This is a genomic window from Flavobacterium granuli (assembly GCF_900129705.1).
Taxonomy (GTDB): Bacteria; Bacteroidota; Bacteroidia; order Flavobacteriales; family Flavobacteriaceae; genus Flavobacterium; species Flavobacterium granuli.
Window position 1 is genome coordinate 146,337 of record NZ_FQWO01000006.1, and the last position, 17,473, is coordinate 163,809.

Genomic DNA, 17,473 nt, shown 5'->3' on the forward strand with positions numbered 1-17,473 from the left:
GGTGCAAATGTATGAAACCATTTTGAATTGCAAATTAAACTTAACTGTTTTTTAAATTAAAAAATTAAGAAGCTGAAAATAACTGCTTTTTGGCTAAAAACAACAAATAGCTTGAAAAATGTTAATTATCTTATGATCATTTGTTTATTTGGAATTTAGTTTGCAATTTTGGATTTCAAATACAAAAAAAATGAGAGTTATAAAGTGTATGATGGCCATGATGTTTCAGGAAAATTCCTGCGGGTATTCTATTGCTTAAACTAAAATAAATAAGATTCAGCAAAGCCTCCCGATTCATTGGGGGGCTTTTTTTTTGGATTAGATTCAAAATCCCATTTTATAAAATGAACTATTAACTAAATAACACTAAAAAACAATGAGCACACAAAATTTTGCAACCAAAGCTTTACATGCGGGGCATGATGTTACACAGCACGGAGGAACAAGAGCAGTACCTATCTATCAGACATCTTCTTATGTTTTTAATAATTCAGAGCACGCAGCTAATTTATTTGGCCTAGCAGAGGCAGGTTATATTTATACGAGATTAAATAATCCAACCAATGATATTCTGGAGCAACGTTTGGCGGCTTTAGAGGGAGGAATTGGTGCGGTAGTTACCGCTTCGGGAACAGCAGCTATAACTACTGCCTTACTTGTTTTGCTGAGAACTGGCGATCATATTGTAGCTTCTAATAGCTTGTATGGTGGAACTTATAATTTGCTAAGCGTTACTTTGCCGAGATTAGGAATCACAACCACTTTTGTAGATCCTTCAGATCCGGCTAATTTTACTAAAGCCGCTCAGGATAACACAAAGGTATTTTTTGCTGAATCTTTAGGGAATCCTAAGTTAGATGTATTGGACTTGAAAGCAATTTCTATAGAGGCAAAAGCATTGAAAGTACCTTTTATTGTAGATAACACGGTTGCGTCGCCTTATCTATTAAATCCTATTGAACACGGAGCGAATATTGTTATTCATTCTTTGACAAAATATATCGCCGGAAACGGAACTTCACTAGGAGGCGCTATTATTGATGCGGGAACTTTTGACTGGAGTAGTGGTCGTTTCCCCGAGTTTACGGAGCCTAATGCAGGTTATCATGGTTTGGTTTATCATGAAGCTTTAGGAGCTGCGGCCTTTATTGCTAGAGTGAGAATTGAGGGTTTACGTGATTATGGAGCTGCTTTGAGTCCTTTTAATGCATTTCAAATTATCCAAGGTTTAGAAACTTTACCGCTTCGTGTTCAGAAACACAGCGAGAACGGTTTGGCTTTGGCCCAATGGTTAGAAAATCAAGAAGCGGTGGCTTGGGTAAATTATCCGGGATTGAAATCGAGTAAATATTATGATTTGGCACAAACCTATTTGCCAAAAGGACAAAACGGTTTGCTGACTTTTGGTTTAAAAGGCGGTTTTGAAGCTGCCAAGAAAGTGGCTGATGAAACTAAGTTGTTTTCACTTTTGGCTAATATTGGAGACACGAAATCCTTAATTATACATCCTGCCAGTACAACGCATCAGCAATTATCCGCAGATCAACAAATTGCTTCTGGTGTTAGTCAAGATTTGATTCGTTTATCAGTGGGGCTGGAAGATATCGAGGATTTAAAAGCAGATTTGAAAACCGTATTTGAGAGTTTATAGTAAAAGCCGAATCGATTTTAAATAATTGAAGTGATGTCAGGAACCGTTTCTTGTAAAATAAGACTTGAAATTAAAAGTCCAATTTAGGATTTGTTGGTCTAGATGTTAAGCATTTGTTATAGGTCTGTTAATTAGATGAGTAAAAAGTATTTTTTCTAATAAAAGAACGTTAAAATGTCCTAAATCATTTGGAAAACTAACAGAAAATTGCCATATTTGTTAAGTCGAAAAAAAAACAGAAAATGAATTTCAAGATTTGTAAAAAGATTAAAAATATTTCGGAACAATCTGCCGGGTAGTCATTGCTTTTAATTAATATAGCTATAGCAAGAGCCTACCAAATAGTATTTGGTAGGCTCTTTTGATTTATACAGTTTCAAATAAACGAAGAATGAATAAATACATTATTAAAAACATTAAATCGCTAACTGCAAAGTTTTTTGCAAAGGAATATTGATTCCCAAAAGTGTAAGTATATATTACTTTAACCCTTTTGGTATTTTGTCCAAAAGGGTTTTTTTATTTCAGGAGACAAACAATTTAAAAACATCAACAAAGAGTAACATTAAAAATAAAATAGGAACCTAAACAACTAACAAGATGAGCACAAAAAACACATTTAGAGAAAGATTTAATTTCTTCAGGAATTTATGGCCAAATAGAAATAAAATTAATTTATCAAATAACGACTTAGTTAATTCAAGAGTTGGAATGGATACAACGGATGAAAAAGGCTTTAAAAAACAGTCTAATTTATTACAGGTTTTAATGTATTCAAAAGAGAATGATACCCTTTTCATATAACGGGGTCCCCCTTTTTTTGATAGGAACTTAACCGCAAGTAATTTCTGGACAGTATTGTTCAGTGTTGCCTTGCGTTTTTGTGTTACCTCTATTTTAGAATAAAATCTAAGCAGTTAAGTTTGTATATTAACAAAAAATGTAGTTAATTTGCACCTATAAGTTCACAAACGTACTGAAATGTTATAAAGAAAGGCAGAGGGATTAGACCCAATGAAGCCTTAGCAACCCTTCGAGAAATCGAAGAAGGTGCTGCATTCTACCACACTAAAGTGGAAAGATAACAACAAGAATTCTCCTAGTTTATTTCTAGCTTTTTCTTTCTAATATTTCCAGACACAGATCAAAATTTTAAAAAGATTTGAAATTGGAAAATAAACTCAATCCTATTACCATAAAAAATTTCACCACCGAAAGTGGCGTTGTTTGTCCTGTCTTAAACTTAACTTTTGAAGTTTTTGGACCGGCTTTGCATACAGCTCCTGTCGTTCTGGTCAATCATGCTTTAACCGGAAATTCCCGAGTTGTGGGGATAGATGGCTGGTGGAATGATTTAATTGGGGACAATAAAACCATTGATACTAATAAATATACTGTAATTGCTTTTAACATACCGGGGAATGGCTATGATAAAACTACAATAGACAATTATACAGATTTTAAGACCAGAGATATTGCTCAGTTATTTATTCAAGGGATTCAGTTTTTAGAAATTGACCAATTGTATGCATTAATAGGTGGCTCAGTGGGAGGCGGAATTGCTTGGGAAATGCTTGCTTTAGAACCTAAAATCACCCAGCATTTGATTCCTATCGCTACAGATTGGAAATCAACAGATTGGTTGATAGCCAATTGTTTTTTGCAGGAGCAAATACTCAATAATTCGTCAAGACCTATCGAAGATGCCAGAGCCCATGCCATGTTGTGTTATCGCACTCCGGAATCTTTTAAGCAAAAATTCCAAAGAACCAGAAACGAAGAATTGGCCATTTTTAATGTCGAAAGTTGGTTGCTTCATCATGGACAAAAGCTGCAAAAAAGATTTCAATTGTCATCTTATAAAATGATGAACCAGTTGCTTAAAACCATAGATATTACCAGAAATAGTGAGTCATTTGAAGTTTTGGCTTCCAAAATTGAAGCGGAGATTCACATCATCGGGATCGATTCAGATTTGTTTTTTACAGCTAAAGAAAATAAAGAAACTTATCAGGAATTAAAAAAACTCCATGTCAAGGTTTCTTATCAGGAAATTAAATCAGTACACGGGCACGACGCCTTTTTGATTGAATACGAACAATTAAATAATTTGCTTGCCGATATTTTTAAGGGCAATAATAAAATATAGTAAAATGAAAATATTAAAATTTGGAGGAAAATCACTGTCAAATGGTGAAGGGATCAGTAAAGTTGTTTCTATAATAGTCGATAAAGTAAATCAAGGAGAGCAAATTGCAGTCGTAGTATCGGCTCGCGGTAACGCAACTGACGAATTAGAAGAGATTTTAAAAGTGGCTTCTAAAAACGGGGATTACAAACCATTATTTGAAGAGTTTAAAAAATATCAAAATGGAGATTATCAAGAAGTTGATTTATCAGAAGAATTTCAACAATTGGAAAAACTTTTTGAAGGAATTAGCCTGATTGGAGATTATAGCACTAAAATAAAAGATCAGGTTCTTTCTAAGGGAGAATTAATTTCGGCAAAATTATTGACCGCAATCTTAGTTTCAAAAGGTATAAAGGCACATTTCACAGACTCTAGAGTTTTGCTGAAAACAGATTCTAAATTTGGAGATGCTCAACCTTTAGAGCAACTTTCGAAGAAAAATGTGATCCAACACTTTAAGGAAAACAATGGGACAACAGTGAATATTGTCACGGGTTTTATTGGTTCAAATAATAATAATGATACGACAACTTTAGGAAGAAATGGTAGTAATTACACAGCTTCTTTGTTGGCAAATTATTTGGATGCCGAAGAACTTCAGAATTATACCCATGTGGATGGAATTTACACTGCCAATCCGGATTTGGTTTTGGATGCCAAGAAAATTGACCATTTGACTTTTAATGAAGCTAATGAGTTGGCCAATTTTGGTGCGACAATATTACATGCCAAAACGATTATTCCTTTATTGGAAAAAAATATTCCGCTTCGTATTTTGAATACTTTCAATCACGAAAATAAAGGAACGCTAATCACTTCTAATTCTAACAAAGAAGGAATCAAAACACTTTCGGTATTAGAGAATGTGGCTCTGGTAAATCTAGAAGGACGCGGATTGTTAGGGAAAACGGGCGTTGATGCCCGAATTTTCAGGGTGATGGGAGATAATGATATTAGCGTAAGTATTATATCGCAAGGATCATCCGAAAGAGGAATCGGATTAGTGGTTGCCGCTGATAAAGCTACTAAAGCGATGATTGAACTCGAAAAAGAATTTGAAAATGATTTTTATTCTAAGGATGTCAATAAAATTACGGTAACCGATAATGTTTCGGTAATTTCAATTATAGGGCAGGATTTAAGCACGTTTCACAAGCCTTATACAGCTTTGATTAAGAATAAAATTGTTCCAATACTTTTCAATAATACGGTGACGGGCAAGAATGTGAGTTTGGTTGTTTATAAACACCAATTGAACAAAGCGTTGAACGTTATTCACGGAGAGATTTTCGGGGTTTCAAAGAAAATCAATATTGCCATTTTTGGACATGGATTAGTCGGTGGAACGCTAATTAATCAAATCCTGGAATCGGCGGAAGCAATCGAGAAAAGAAAGGATATTAAATTGAATGTTTTTGCGATTGCGAATTCAAAAAATATTCTTTTGAATAAAAATGGAGTGTCTCCAAATTGGAAAAACGAAATACAAAATAACGGATTCTCTTATACAATTGATGATGTGATTGCTTATGCAAATGAGCATCATCTGGAGAATTTAATTGCAATAGACAATACGGCCAGCGCAGCATTTGTAGAAAATTATATTCCATTGGTTGAAAGTAGTTTTGATTTAATTTCTTCGAATAAAGTGGCCAATACATTGAGTTATGGTTTTTATAAAGAGCTGAGAAAAGCATTGGCTGACAATCAGAAAAATTATTTGTATGAGACAAATGTGGGTGCCGGATTACCATTAATTGATACGATAAAATTATTGCATCTTTCAGGCGAAAACATCACTAAAATCAAAGGCGTGTTTTCAGGAACATTGAGTTATTTATTCAATAATTTCTCTGCCAAGGATGCTCCTTTTAGTGAAATATTGAAAGAGGCAATTGATAATGGATATACGGAACCGGATCCAAGGGAAGATTTATGTGGGAATGATGTGGGGCGTAAATTATTGATTTTGGCAAGAGAATTGGATTTGCAAAATGAATTTGAAGAAATTGAAATTCAAAACCTGATTCCGGAGCATTTGCGCGAAGGAGATGTTTCTGATTTTTTAAATAAATTGACTGAGTTTGATCCGATTTATAACAAAATTAAAAAAGAACAACAGCCTAATCATGTTCTGAGATACATTGGCGAATTATCCGGAGACTTACAAAACGACAAAGGAATTCTTGAAGTAAAATTAGTTTCAGTACCTTCGGATACTGCTTTGGGAGGTTTGAAAGGATCGGATTCTTTCTTCGAAATTTACACCGAATCCTATGGAGACCGTCCAATTGTGATTCAAGGTGCAGGAGCCGGATCAGCAGTAACGGCGAGAGGAGTTTTTGGAGATATTTTGAGATTGTCAGATAAGGGATAAATTTTAAGTGTTCAGTGATCAGTTTCAAGTATTCATTAAAATAAAATTAAAATCCGCGTTCTATAAATAAATAGTATTATGAAAATAACATTAAACAGAGTAAACGACAACTTCCATTTCGAATTAAAAAACGAACGTGGACATTTAGTAAATGTAGATAGCCGACCGGAATTTGGAGGCGATGATCAAGGGCCAAGCCCGATGGAGTTAGTATTGATGGGCGTGGCCGGTTGTAGTGCGATTGATATGATTTCGATTCTAAAGAAACAACGTCAGGAAATTACTTCTTTTAAGGCTGAGGTAGATGGTGAAAGAGTGCAAGTGGGCGAGGCAAAACCATTCAAGGATATTCATGTGGTATTTCATTTGGAAGGGAACATTAATGAAGAAAAAGCGGCTAGATCAGCTCAACTTTCTTTTGAAAAATACTGTTCAGTTTCCAAAACATTGGAGCCTACGGCAACCATACATTATAAGGTAGTTTTGAATGGAGTTGAATTGGCAAAAAAATAATAAATAAAAAAAATAAAATAAAAATGAGCGAATCAGATTTTGGTTTTGAAACCCAAGCCATACGCACCCAATTAGAAAGATCGCAATATCTGGAGCATTCAGTTCCGTTGTATTTATCATCCAGTTTTGTGTTTGAAGATGCTGAAGACATGCGTGCTTCTTTTACAGAAGAGAAAGAACGAAATATTTACAGCCGTTTTAGTAACCCAAACACGACCGAGTTTGTAGAGAAAATCTGCAAAATGGAAGGTGCCGAAGCCGGTTATGCATTTGCAACTGGAATGGCTGCGGTTTATTCTACTTTTGCAGCTTTGTTGAATGCGGGTGATCATATTGTTTCTGCGAGTAGTGTTTTTGGTTCAACCCATGCTTTGTTCCACACTTATTTTCCAAAATGGAATATCGAAACTTCTTATTTTGATATCAATAAACCGGAAACAATCGAAGGTTTTATCAAACCCAACACTAAGATTCTTTATGCAGAATCACCAACAAATCCTGCGGTTGATATTATTGATTTGCAATTGTTGGGAGATATTGCCAAAAAACACAATTTGATATTGATTATTGACAATTGTTTTGCAACGCCTTATATTCAGAATCCAATACAATTTGGAGCGCATTTAGTGGTGCATTCAGCGACTAAATTGATAGACGGTCAAGGAAGGGTTTTAGGCGGTGTGACCGTGGGTAGCGAAGATTTAATTAGAAAAATTTATTTGTTCTCCAGAAATACTGGACCTGCTTTGTCCCCATTCAATGCTTGGATTTTGTCTAAAAGCTTGGAAACATTGGCGGTTCGTGTCGAAAAACATTGTGAAAATGCACTTAAAGTTGCCGAGTTTTTAGAAAATCATCCGAATGTAAACAGCGTAAAATATCCATTTTTGAAATCACATCCACAATACGAAATCGCCAAAAAGCAAATGCGTTTGGGAGGAAATATTGTTGCTTTTGAAATCAAAGGGGGAATCGAAGCAGGAAGAGCTTTTTTGAATAAAATTCAATTGTGTTCGCTTTCGGCTAATTTAGGCGATACCAGAACAATTGTGACGCATCCAGCCTCTACAACACATAGTAAGTTATCTGTTGAAGAAAGGTTAGCGGTAAGTATTTCAGATGGTTTAGTGCGAGTTTCAGTAGGATTGGAAACCGTAAAAGATGTAATTGCTGATTTAGAGCAAGCGCTATCATAAATTTTAGATTTGGGATTGACGATTTTTGATTGTAGATTTGGTCTTGTTACTAAAAATTGTAAGAAAACAAAGCGTGATTTTTTTTGAAATCTAAAAGCTAAAATCCTCATTCTAAAATCATAAATCTTAAAAGATGCTTTCTAAAAAAACAAAATACGGAATAAAGGCATTGACTTTTTTGGCACGCCAAGAAGATAATACGCCGGTACAAATTGCAGAAATTGCAAAAAGTGAAAATATTTCGATTAAATTTTTAGAAAGCATCTTATTATTATTGCGTCATTCAGGCTTTCTGGGGGCCAAGAAAGGTAAAGGTGGAGGTTATTATTTAATAAAAGATCCCAAAGAAATTAATATGGCCCATGTCTACCGAATACTGGAAGGGCCAATTGCCTTGTTGCCTTGCGCTAGTCATAACTTTTATGAAAAGTGTGAGGACTGTACAGATGAAGCTACTTGCGCCGTTCGAAAGCTAATGACCGAAGTACGAGACAATACCTTGATGATACTGGAGAATAATACGCTCGCAGATATTGCTTTTTAATCTACAAATTATTTAAAAAAAAAGTTTGAAATTTAATTTAAAGTATTACTTTTGCTTTTTAATCTACTAAGTCGATGGGATAATAGATTTAATAAAAAATAATTGAAGATGAATTCAGAATTAAATGGAGATAGTATTACAGTAAAACAGGAAGTTACTTTCAAAGAACGCTTATGGGTTGTTGTGCCTATAGTTTTGTTGATTGGCTTAATCTGTACTTTGGTTTATAGCCATCATGCTGAGTTTACATGGGACGGTTTTGTTTCGGGTTTTAATCAAGAGTTTTTGGTATTTTTTGCAATTGGTGTTTTTGCACAATTAGTTGATGGTACTTTGGGAATGGGATACGGAGCGACGTCAACTTCTTTCTTATTGGCTTATGGAATTCCTCCAGTTATCAGCAGTACCGGAGTGCATGTAGCCGAAATGTTTACTACTGGGGCATCGGCAATTTCGCATCACCATTTTGGAAATATTAATAAAAAATTAGTGAAGCATTTGGTAATTCCAGGTGTTTTGGGATCAATTACTGGAGCTTATTTGCTTTCGGATGTGATTGATGGTGATGTAATAAAACCCTTTATTGCGGTTTATATGATTGTTTTGGCTTGTTTGATCATCAGGAAGTCAATGCAAAAGAATATTTTGAAAAAGAAAACCAAGCGTCTCAATATTTTGGCTTCTTTTGGAGGATTTATGGATGCTATAGGTGGAGGCGGATGGGGGCCAATTGTAACTTCAACATTGTTAGGTAGAGGAAGAAATCCTCGCTATACTATTGGTTCAGTGAATGCAGCGGAGTTTGCAGTTTCTTTTGCCAGCGGAATTACCTTCATGCTTTTTGGAGGAATTCACGGATGGCAGGTAATTATAGGATTAATTTTAGGAGGAGTAATTGCAGCACCAATTGCGGCGCTTTTGGTCAATAAAATAAAGAGAAAACCTATGATGATTTTGGTAGGGATTTTAATTATTGTTTTGAGTTTAAAAACACTGTCTAAATTATTATAAAGAGAAACGAAACTATGAGCATAGCAATAACCAATACTTTATTAGAAAAAACAAAAGACTTTACCATCGAGGAAATTTTTTCTTTTTTGGCAAATGAATATAAAGATAAAGTAGTTTTTTCGACTTCTTTTGGGCAGGAAGACCAAGTGATTACCGCGCTTATCACAAAGAATGAGTTGCCAATCAATATTTTTACTTTAGATACAGGTCGAATGTTTCAAGAAACCTATGATGTTTTTCATAAGACAATCAAAAAGTATAAAATAGACATTAAAACCTATTTCCCGGAAGCTGCAGCGGTCGAAGAATTATTAAATACTAAAGGACCAAACAGTTTTTATGAATCGGTGGAAAATAGAAAGGAATGTTGTTTTATTAGGAAAGTAGCTCCCTTGACCAAAGCTTTAAAAGGGAACTCGATTTGGATTACCGGTTTAAGAGCGGAACAGTCTGAAAACAGAAATGATTTAGATCTTTTTGAATACGATGCCAAGTTCGAAATAATCAAATTCAATCCATTGTTAAAGTGGTCCTTGAAAGAAGTGGAAGATTATTTAGAGAAAAATAATGTGCCGCAAAATGCATTACACAAAAAAGGATTTGTAAGTATTGGATGTGCACCTTGCACCAGAGCTATTGTTGAAGGCGAGGATATTAGAGCGGGAAGATGGTCATGGGAAGCGAGCCATAAAGAATGTGGTTTACACCAGAAGTAATTTTAAATTATGAATTATAAATTATAAATGATTGTTGAAATCTTTAAATTTTTTCAATCATTTAAATCTTTAAATAAAATACAATGAGTTCAATATTAAAAACAAACGCTTTAGAAAGCGAAGCGATATACATATTTAGAGAAGTTATTTCTCAATTTGACAAGCCGGTTTTACTTTTCTCTGGTGGAAAAGATTCGATTACATTAGTGCGTTTGGCACAAAAAGCATTTTTTCCTGCCAAAATTCCGTTTCCACTTTTACATGTGGATACAGGACATAATTTTCCGGAGACTATTGAATTTAGAGATCGATTGGTTAAAGAATTGGGACTCGAATTAATTGTTCGTAATGTTCAGGACGCTATTGATGAAGGAAAAGTAGTAGAAGAAACGGGTAAATATTCTAGTAGAAATAGCTTGCAAACCACTACACTTTTGGATGCTATTGAAGAGTTCAAATTTGATGCTTGTATTGGTGGTGCGCGTAGAGATGAAGAAAAAGCCAGAGCCAAAGAACGTATTTTCTCAGTGCGTGATGATTTTGGTCAATGGGACGAAAAAAATCAAAGACCGGAATTGTTTGATTTATTGAACGGAAAAATTGAAAATGGACAAAACGTTCGTGTTTTTCCAATTTCGAACTGGACAGAATTGGATGTTTGGAGTTATATAGAAGAAGAGCAAATCGAAATTCCATCGATTTATTTTTCACACAAACGCAAAGTTTTTTTGAGAGACGGAATGATTTGGTCACATTCTCCTTTTGTTTACCAAGAAGAAAACGAAGAAATTGAAGAGCGAATTGTTCGTTTTAGAACCGTCGGAGATATGAGTTGTACTGCTGCTGTAGATTCTTATGCAGCTACAATATCAGAAGTGGTTGGTGAAATTAGATCTTCGACTATCTCTGAGAGAGGAGCCAGAATCGATGACAAACGTTCTGAAGCCGCGATGGAAAAAAGAAAACAACAAGGGTACTTTTAGAATGCCAATTGAAAGATTTAAGGATTTAAAAATTAAAAGATTTAAGGTAAGGAGTTTTTAAAACTTGAAACTTTAAACCTGAAACAAAGATATATAATGGAAGTTTTAAAAATAGCAACAGCAGGAAGTGTAGATGACGGAAAGAGCACATTAATCGGAAGATTATTATACGATACCAAATCGTTGACTACAGATAAGATTGAAGCGATAGAAAAAAGCAGCAAGCAAAAAGGATACGATTACTTGGATTTCTCATTGGCTACCGATGGTTTGGTTGCTGAGAGAGAACAAGGAATTACAATTGATGTGGCACATATTTATTTTTCGACAGCTAAGAAAAGTTACATCATTGCCGATACTCCAGGTCACGTAGAATATACTCGTAACATGGTAACTGGAGCTTCGACTTCGCAGGTTTCAATTATTTTGATTGATGCTCGTAAAGGAGTGATTGAGCAAACGTACCGTCACTTTTTTATCAATAATTTATTGAGAGTAAAAGATGTTATTGTTGCTGTAAACAAAATGGATTTGGTTGATTATTCGGAAGAAGTATACAATAAAATCAAAGCTGATTTTCAAGCTTTAAATGCAAAAAGTGCTTTCAAAGAACAAAACGTGAGTTATATTCCGCTAAGTGCAATTAACGGTGGGAATGTAGCTGACAGATCGGAGAATATGCCTTGGTATACCGGACAAACGGTCTTGGAACATTTGGAATCTTTAGAGCCAAATGATATTTATGAAAATGGAATTGCACGTTTTCCTGTTCAAACGGTGATTAGACCAAAAACGGAAGAATATCACGATTTTAGAGGATATGCCGGAAAATTATACGGGAACAATATCAAAGTGGGCGATGCGGTAACGGTTCTTCCTTCGTTGACGGAATCTACAGTGACCAATATTCACTTTTTTGACAAGCAATTTGATGAAGCTACCGCAGGATCTTCGATAACTATCGAATTGGAGAATGATATTAATGTGACTCGTGGCGATATGATTGTAAAATCTAATGAGCTTCCAAGAATTGAAAAAGACATTACAACAACAGTTTGTTGGATGGACAGCAAAAAATTAGTCGCAGGTGCCAAATATTTTGTGCAACACAATACTAATAGAGTTTTGGCCAAAATTGACAGTGTGAAAAATGTAATCGCTACGGATTATTCGGGTACAACACCGGCCACTCAGTTAGCCATTAATGAAATTGGCGAAGTCAGCATTAAATTGAGCAAAGCCATTTATTTTGACGCTTACAATGACAACAAATCTAACGGAGCTTTTATTTTAATTGATGCCGCAACCAATACAACTGCAGGAGTTGGTTTTATAAAATAAAACTAATTTTTGCCAAAAAACGAACTACAGATGCAAAGTTTTAGAACCGAAATAGAAAACCCGATTGTTGAAAAAGACATCATCGATTTAGAAAGAAAAATTGCTTTATTCCGTGACGGAAAAATCGATGACGAGCGCTTCCGAAGCCTGCGTTTGGCTAGAGGAGTTTACGGTCAGCGCCAGGAAGGGGTACAGATGATTCGTATCAAGTTGCCTTTTGGTAAAGTGACCAGCGAGCAATTGCACCGAATTACTAAGGTTTCTGATGAATATTCTACCGGACGACTGCATATCACGACGCGTCAGGATATCCAGATTCACTATGTAAGTCTGGACAGAACGCCAGAATTATGGGCTAATTTAGAGAAAGACGATATTACCTTAAGAGAAGCTTGTGGTAACACGGTACGAAATATTACCGCCAGTGAAACTGCGGGTATTGACGTAGACGAGCCATTTGATGTTTCTCCTTATGCGCATGCGATGTTTCAGTTTTTCCTGAGAAATCCGGTTTGTCAGGAAATGGGGCGTAAATTCAAAATATCATTTTCTTCTTCGGATAAAGATACGGCGCTGAGTTATTTACACGATTTAGGTTTTATTCCAAAAATTGTAAATGGCGAAAGAGGGTTTAAAGTAATGCTTGGCGGAGGATTAGGTTCTCAACCCAGTCATGCTGAGTTGCTTTCTGAATTTATTCCGGCAAACCAAATTATTCCAACTACCGAAGGCGTTTTGAGAATATTTGACCGCTATGGCGAAAGAGCCAAAAGGTTGAAAGCACGTATGAAATTCTTAATCAAAGATATTGGGCGTGATGAATTTTTAAAATTGGTTGATGAAGAGAAAAAAGCCTTGTCTCACCAAACAGTTGAAATAGATACTACAGCTTTTGAAGTAGCAATTCCAGAACCTTTATTGGTAGCTCCAAAAGTAACAATCGAAGATAGAGTGGCATTTGAAGCATGGAAAAAATCAAATGTTTTGGCTCAAAAACAAGCCGGTTATGTAGCGATTGGAATTAAAGTTTTATTAGGCGATTTCTATACGGATAAAGCAAGATTATTAGCCGATTTGATAAAAAACTATGCGGCAAATGAATTGCGTTTTACACTTAGACAAGACATTTTGATTCGCAATGTGAAAGAAGAAAATTTGGAGTTTTTCTACCAGGAATTGGCCAAATTAGATTTTGTCACTTTGGGTTATAACACTATTGCTGACATTACGGCTTGTCCGGGAACAGATACTTGTAACTTAGGAATTGCAAGCAGCACCGGAATTGCCGAGGAATTGGAAAGAGTTTTAGAAACAGAATATCCGAAATATAGCAATAATAAAGAAATCACGATTAAAATCAGTGGTTGTATGAATGCCTGCGGTCAGCATAATATGGCCGAAATAGGTTTTCAGGGTATGTCTATCAATGCCGGAAAATTGGTTGCTCCAGCACTTCAAGTATTGTTGGGTGGCGGAAATTTAGGAAACGGTTCAGGCCGATTTTCAGATAAAGTAATCAAAATTCCAAGCCGCAGAGGACCGGACGCTTTGCGTTTTATCTTAAATGATTTCGAAGCAAATGCAAACGGACAATCCTTTTTGGATTATTACGATGCCAAAGGCGAGAAATATTTCTATGAGTTTTTGAAACCTCTGGCCGATGTGACCAATCTTACCGAAGCTGATTTTGTCGATTGGGGAAATGCCGATAACTATGTAAAAGCAGTTGGAGTAGGAGAATGTGCGGGTGTTGTAATTGATTTGGTCGCCACCTTATTATTGGAAGCCAAAGATAAATTGACTTTTGCGCAGGAAGCCTTCGAAGATAAAAAATGGTCTGATGCAATTTATCATGCCTATGCTGGTTTTGTAAATGGTGCCAAAGCTTTATTGCTTTCCGAAAACCAAAAAACAAACCATCAAGCAGGAATCATCGATTTGTTTGATACGGTTTTTGTAGCAACCAATAAAATTCCATTAGAATCCACATTAAAGGATTTAGTATTCCAAATTAATAAAAACGAACCCTCTCAGGAATTCGCTGCCAAGTATATTCAAGAAGCCATCGCTTTTTTTGATACCATAGAAGCATTCAGAGCCAAAGACCTAAAAGATGAAAAATAAAATAGAACCTCAAGTTACTTTAGTAGGTGCTGGTCCGGGAGATCCGGATTTGCTTACCATCAAAGGGGCAAAAGCATTGGCAGAAGCTAATGTGGTTTTGTATGACGCTTTGGCTAATGATGAATTATTATCTTTTGCTCCTAAGAAGGCATTGAAAATTTTTGTTGGAAAGCGAAAAGGCTGTCATGCGTATACACAAGATGAAATAAACCAATTGATCGTAGACAATGCCCTTACTTATGGGCATGTCGTTCGATTGAAAGGTGGAGATCCGTTTATTTTTGGAAGAGGAAGTGAAGAAATAGAATTCGTAGAAAGTTTTGGAATTCCTACATTTGTAGTTCCTGGAATTTCTTCGTCGATAGCTGTTCCGGCATCGCAGGGGATTTCATTGACCAAAAGAGGGATTTCGGAGAGTTTTTGGGTAATTACGGGAACCACTTCTGCTAGAAAATTGTCTACAGATGTCGCTTTGGCGGCTCAGTCTACGGCAACAGTGGTAATCCTGATGGGGATGAGTAAACTGGACCAAATTGTGGCTTTATTCCAAAACGAATCCAAAGGAGATGTACCTGTGGCGATCATTCAAAACGGAACAACACCGGAAGAGAAAGTAGGAATTGGAACTATTAATAACATCCAAAAAGTGGTAGCAGAGAAAAATTTAAGTTCTCCGGCAATTATCGTTATTGGAGAAGTAGTTGGAGACAGTAAGAAAAGAATTGATTTTTATAAAGAGTTAAAATCAAACCATAAGGTACTGGCGTATGGAAAGGAATGAGTTGTATCCCATATTTTTAAAAGTACACCAACTCAGCGTACTCATTGTAGGCGGAGGGAATGTAGGCTTGGAAAAACTGACTTTCTTATTGAAATCCAGTCCCAATGCCAATGTTGAGGTGGTTGCGCCAAAGTTTTTGCCGGAATTAGTAGAATTGGTTTCAAAACACCCTTCGGTGATATTGACTGAGGCAAAGTTCAAGAAAAAAATGTTGAAGAAACGACATCTGGTTATTGCTTGTACGGATGATTTAAAAGTGAATAAAAGGATTTATGATCTGTCCAGAAAAAGATATTTGATTTGTAATATTGCCGACACACCCGATTTATGTGACTATTATTTGGGCGGAATTGTAACCAAAGGGAATGTGAAAATTGCGATTTCAACCAACGGCAAATCGCCTACAACGGCCAAGAGATTACGAGAGTTTTTTGAAGAAGTAATTCCCGAAGACATCAATAAAATGGTCGAAAACTTGAACGAATATCGCAAAACTTTGAAGGGAAATTTTGAAGAGAAAGTTCAAAAGATGAACGAGATTACCCAAGCCTTGAAGAAGTAATCTTCAGATTTTAGAATAAAGACAATAGAATAAAGAGAATGATCGAATGATAATTGTCATTTAATTCAATAAAAATCGATCGTTAATTTGCATACAAATTATAGAATAGATAAAATAGAAATAACATTTCCCTGTAATTTCCCCTTTTCGGGAATAGGGGACTAATTAATAAAAGAAATGATTAAAACAGATATCCTTATAATAGGAGCCGGGCCAACTGGTTTATTTGCCGTTTTTGAAGCAGGATTATTAAAATTAAAATGTCATATATTAGATGCATTGCCACAAGCAGGCGGACAATTATCAGAGTTATATCCTAAAAAACCAATCTACGACATACCGGGTTTTCCAGAAGTTTTAGCGGGTGATTTAGTTGATAATTTGATGGAACAAATCAAGCAGTTTGAACCTGGATTTACACTTGGAGAACGTGCTGAAACCATAGAGAAACAAGAGGACGGAAGTTTTATTGTGACTTCAAATAAAGGCAAAAAATTTCACGCTCCGGTTGTGGCCATTGCCGGCGGATTAGGAAGTTTTGAGCCAAGAAAACCACTTATCGAGGACATTGAGTTTTATGAAGACAAAGGGATAAAATACTTTATCAAAAATCCTGAAAAATTCAGAGATAAAAGAGTGGTAATTGCCGGCGGAGGAGATTCTGCCTTGGACTGGAGTATTTTCTTGTCTAATGTAGCTTCTGAGGTAACTTTGATTCACAGAAGAAACGAATTTAGAGGAGCTTTGGACTCTGTTGAAAAAGTTCAGGAATTGAAAACATCAGGTAAAATAAAAATGATTACGCCGGGAGAAGTCGTTGGCCTAAATGGTGCGGAACATTTAGAATCGGTTGTAGTCGAAGAAAACGGAGCGCAAAGAACCATCCCTACAGATTATTTCATTCCTCTTTTTGGATTGACACCAAAATTAGGTCCTATCGGAGACTGGGGATTGGAAATAGAAAAGAATGCCATCAAAGTAAATAATGCGTTGGATTATCAAACCAATATTCCTGGGATTTTTGCCATTGGTGACGTGAATACCTACCCAGGAAAATTAAAATTAATTCTGTGTGGTTTTCATGAAGCGACATTAATGTGTCAGGCAGCCTACCAGATTATCAATCCAGGTAAAAAATATGTGATGAAATATACTACCGTTTCTGGTGTTGATGGATTTGATGGAACTCGTAAAGAAGCTCCAAAAGCAGTCGTTAAAGCCATAGTTTAACAACTTAGTACAAACTAGTTAAAAAATATAGCGTTATTACTTGCAAGTAGTAACGCTATTTCTTAGTTTTGCACCGTTCCTATATTTATTGAAAGTTATCACGAAAGGCGGAGGGAAAGACCCAATGAAACCTTAGCAACCCTTTATCTTTTAAAGAAGGTGCTACATTCTACTTTATTCTGAATTTATTTCAGAAATTAAAGATAGATAACACAAGAATACTTCTACAGTATTTCTCAAAACTTTTCTTGAC

The 17,473-nt window shown here is 35.7% G+C and carries 15 protein-coding genes and 2 riboswitches; all 15 genes read left to right on the forward strand.

The window, feature by feature from the left end; genetic code table 11:
- Positions 1 to 376 precede the first annotated feature (376 nt).
- The 15 genes from BUB25_RS09905 to BUB25_RS09975 all read left to right on the forward strand — a co-directional run bounded on the left by BUB25_RS09905 (position 377) and on the right by BUB25_RS09975 (position 17,220).
- A complete protein-coding gene (locus BUB25_RS09905; RefSeq protein WP_072943680.1) occupies positions 377 to 1,651 on the forward strand; it encodes an O-acetylhomoserine aminocarboxypropyltransferase/cysteine synthase family protein in 1,275 nt (424 codons plus the stop codon).
- 600 nt (positions 1,652 to 2,251) lie between these two features.
- A complete protein-coding gene (locus tag BUB25_RS09910) occupies positions 2,252 to 2,455 on the forward strand; it encodes a hypothetical protein (protein ID WP_072943683.1) in 204 nt (67 codons plus the stop codon).
- Positions 2,456 to 2,632: 177 nt separating this feature from the next.
- Positions 2,633 to 2,739: riboswitch (SAM riboswitch) on the forward strand.
- A gap of 80 nt (positions 2,740 to 2,819) precedes the next feature.
- Positions 2,820 to 3,800 carry an alpha/beta fold hydrolase gene (locus BUB25_RS09915; protein ID WP_244533819.1) on the forward strand — a complete coding sequence of 327 codons (981 nt, stop codon included), beginning with the start codon at positions 2,820 to 2,822 and terminating at the stop codon, positions 3,798 to 3,800.
- A gap of 4 nt (positions 3,801 to 3,804) precedes the next feature.
- Positions 3,805 to 6,219, forward strand: a complete 2,415-nt coding sequence (thrA, locus tag BUB25_RS09920) for a bifunctional aspartate kinase/homoserine dehydrogenase I (RefSeq protein ID WP_072943687.1) — start codon at positions 3,805 to 3,807, stop codon at positions 6,217 to 6,219.
- 78 nt (positions 6,220 to 6,297) lie between these two features.
- Entirely contained in the window at positions 6,298 to 6,732 is a 435-nt protein-coding gene (locus BUB25_RS09925) for an OsmC family protein (RefSeq protein ID WP_072943689.1), read from the forward strand.
- A 23-nt stretch (positions 6,733 to 6,755) separates the two neighbouring features.
- Positions 6,756 to 7,928, forward strand: coding sequence for a trans-sulfuration enzyme family protein (locus BUB25_RS09930; RefSeq protein ID WP_072943691.1), 1,173 nt, complete (start codon positions 6,756 to 6,758; stop codon positions 7,926 to 7,928).
- A gap of 133 nt (positions 7,929 to 8,061) precedes the next feature.
- A complete protein-coding gene (locus BUB25_RS09935; protein WP_072943694.1) occupies positions 8,062 to 8,472 on the forward strand; it encodes an RrF2 family transcriptional regulator in 411 nt (136 codons plus the stop codon).
- Between the two features lie 108 nt (positions 8,473 to 8,580).
- On the forward strand, positions 8,581 to 9,483 hold the full coding sequence (locus BUB25_RS09940) for a sulfite exporter TauE/SafE family protein (protein WP_072943696.1): 903 nt from the start codon (positions 8,581 to 8,583) through the stop codon (positions 9,481 to 9,483).
- A 14-nt stretch (positions 9,484 to 9,497) separates the two neighbouring features.
- The gene (locus BUB25_RS09945; protein ID WP_072943698.1) at positions 9,498 to 10,199 is read left to right on the forward strand and encodes a phosphoadenylyl-sulfate reductase; all 702 of its coding nucleotides are present in this window, start codon (positions 9,498 to 9,500) and stop codon (positions 10,197 to 10,199) included.
- 83 nt (positions 10,200 to 10,282) lie between these two features.
- Positions 10,283 to 11,182 carry a sulfate adenylyltransferase subunit CysD gene (cysD, locus tag BUB25_RS09950; RefSeq protein WP_072943699.1) on the forward strand — a complete coding sequence of 300 codons (900 nt, stop codon included), beginning with the start codon at positions 10,283 to 10,285 and terminating at the stop codon, positions 11,180 to 11,182.
- Positions 11,183 to 11,278: 96 nt separating this feature from the next.
- Positions 11,279 to 12,523, forward strand: a complete 1,245-nt coding sequence (locus tag BUB25_RS09955; protein ID WP_072943701.1) for a sulfate adenylyltransferase subunit 1 — start codon at positions 11,279 to 11,281, stop codon at positions 12,521 to 12,523.
- A gap of 30 nt (positions 12,524 to 12,553) precedes the next feature.
- Positions 12,554 to 14,647 (forward strand): HEPN domain-containing protein, encoded by a 2,094-nt coding sequence (locus BUB25_RS09960; RefSeq protein ID WP_072943703.1) that lies wholly within the window; start codon positions 12,554 to 12,556, stop codon positions 14,645 to 14,647.
- Entirely contained in the window at positions 14,637 to 15,428 is a 792-nt protein-coding gene (gene cobA, locus BUB25_RS09965) for a uroporphyrinogen-III C-methyltransferase (protein WP_072943706.1), read from the forward strand. Before BUB25_RS09960 ends, cobA begins: the two co-directional genes overlap by 11 nt.
- Positions 15,415 to 15,990, forward strand: coding sequence for a precorrin-2 dehydrogenase/sirohydrochlorin ferrochelatase family protein (locus BUB25_RS09970; protein ID WP_072943708.1), 576 nt, complete (start codon positions 15,415 to 15,417; stop codon positions 15,988 to 15,990). The genes cobA and BUB25_RS09970 overlap by 14 nt, the downstream gene beginning before the upstream one ends.
- A 177-nt stretch (positions 15,991 to 16,167) precedes the next feature.
- Positions 16,168 to 17,220, forward strand: coding sequence for an NAD(P)/FAD-dependent oxidoreductase (locus tag BUB25_RS09975; protein ID WP_072943711.1), 1,053 nt, complete (start codon positions 16,168 to 16,170; stop codon positions 17,218 to 17,220).
- A 92-nt stretch (positions 17,221 to 17,312) separates the two neighbouring features.
- A riboswitch (SAM riboswitch) is annotated at positions 17,313 to 17,434 on the forward strand.
- The last annotated feature ends 39 nt before the right edge of the window (positions 17,435 to 17,473 follow it).

What these genes read in the sequence shown, in the direction of transcription:
- BUB25_RS09970 (WP_072943708.1), top strand. Translation starts at nt 15,415, where the DNA reads ATGGAAAGGAATGAGTTGTATCCCATATTTTTAAAAGTACACCAACTC.
- BUB25_RS09975 (WP_072943711.1), top strand. Translation starts at nt 16,168, where the DNA reads ATGATTAAAACAGATATCCTTATAATAGGAGCCGGGCCAACTGGTTTA.
- BUB25_RS09960 (WP_072943703.1), top strand. Translation starts at nt 12,554, where the DNA reads ATGCAAAGTTTTAGAACCGAAATAGAAAACCCGATTGTTGAAAAAGAC.
- BUB25_RS09905 (WP_072943680.1), top strand. Translation starts at nt 377, where the DNA reads ATGAGCACACAAAATTTTGCAACCAAAGCTTTACATGCGGGGCATGAT.
- cobA (WP_072943706.1), top strand. Translation starts at nt 14,637, where the DNA reads ATGAAAAATAAAATAGAACCTCAAGTTACTTTAGTAGGTGCTGGTCCG.
- BUB25_RS09925 (WP_072943689.1), top strand. Translation starts at nt 6,298, where the DNA reads ATGAAAATAACATTAAACAGAGTAAACGACAACTTCCATTTCGAATTA.
- BUB25_RS09930 (WP_072943691.1), top strand. Translation starts at nt 6,756, where the DNA reads ATGAGCGAATCAGATTTTGGTTTTGAAACCCAAGCCATACGCACCCAA.
- BUB25_RS09940 (WP_072943696.1), top strand. Translation starts at nt 8,581, where the DNA reads ATGAATTCAGAATTAAATGGAGATAGTATTACAGTAAAACAGGAAGTT.
- BUB25_RS09945 (WP_072943698.1), top strand. Translation starts at nt 9,498, where the DNA reads ATGAGCATAGCAATAACCAATACTTTATTAGAAAAAACAAAAGACTTT.
- cysD (WP_072943699.1), top strand. Translation starts at nt 10,283, where the DNA reads ATGAGTTCAATATTAAAAACAAACGCTTTAGAAAGCGAAGCGATATAC.
- thrA (WP_072943687.1), top strand. Translation starts at nt 3,805, where the DNA reads ATGAAAATATTAAAATTTGGAGGAAAATCACTGTCAAATGGTGAAGGG.
- BUB25_RS09935 (WP_072943694.1), top strand. Translation starts at nt 8,062, where the DNA reads ATGCTTTCTAAAAAAACAAAATACGGAATAAAGGCATTGACTTTTTTG.
- BUB25_RS09910 (WP_072943683.1), top strand. Translation starts at nt 2,252, where the DNA reads ATGAGCACAAAAAACACATTTAGAGAAAGATTTAATTTCTTCAGGAAT.
- BUB25_RS09955 (WP_072943701.1), top strand. Translation starts at nt 11,279, where the DNA reads ATGGAAGTTTTAAAAATAGCAACAGCAGGAAGTGTAGATGACGGAAAG.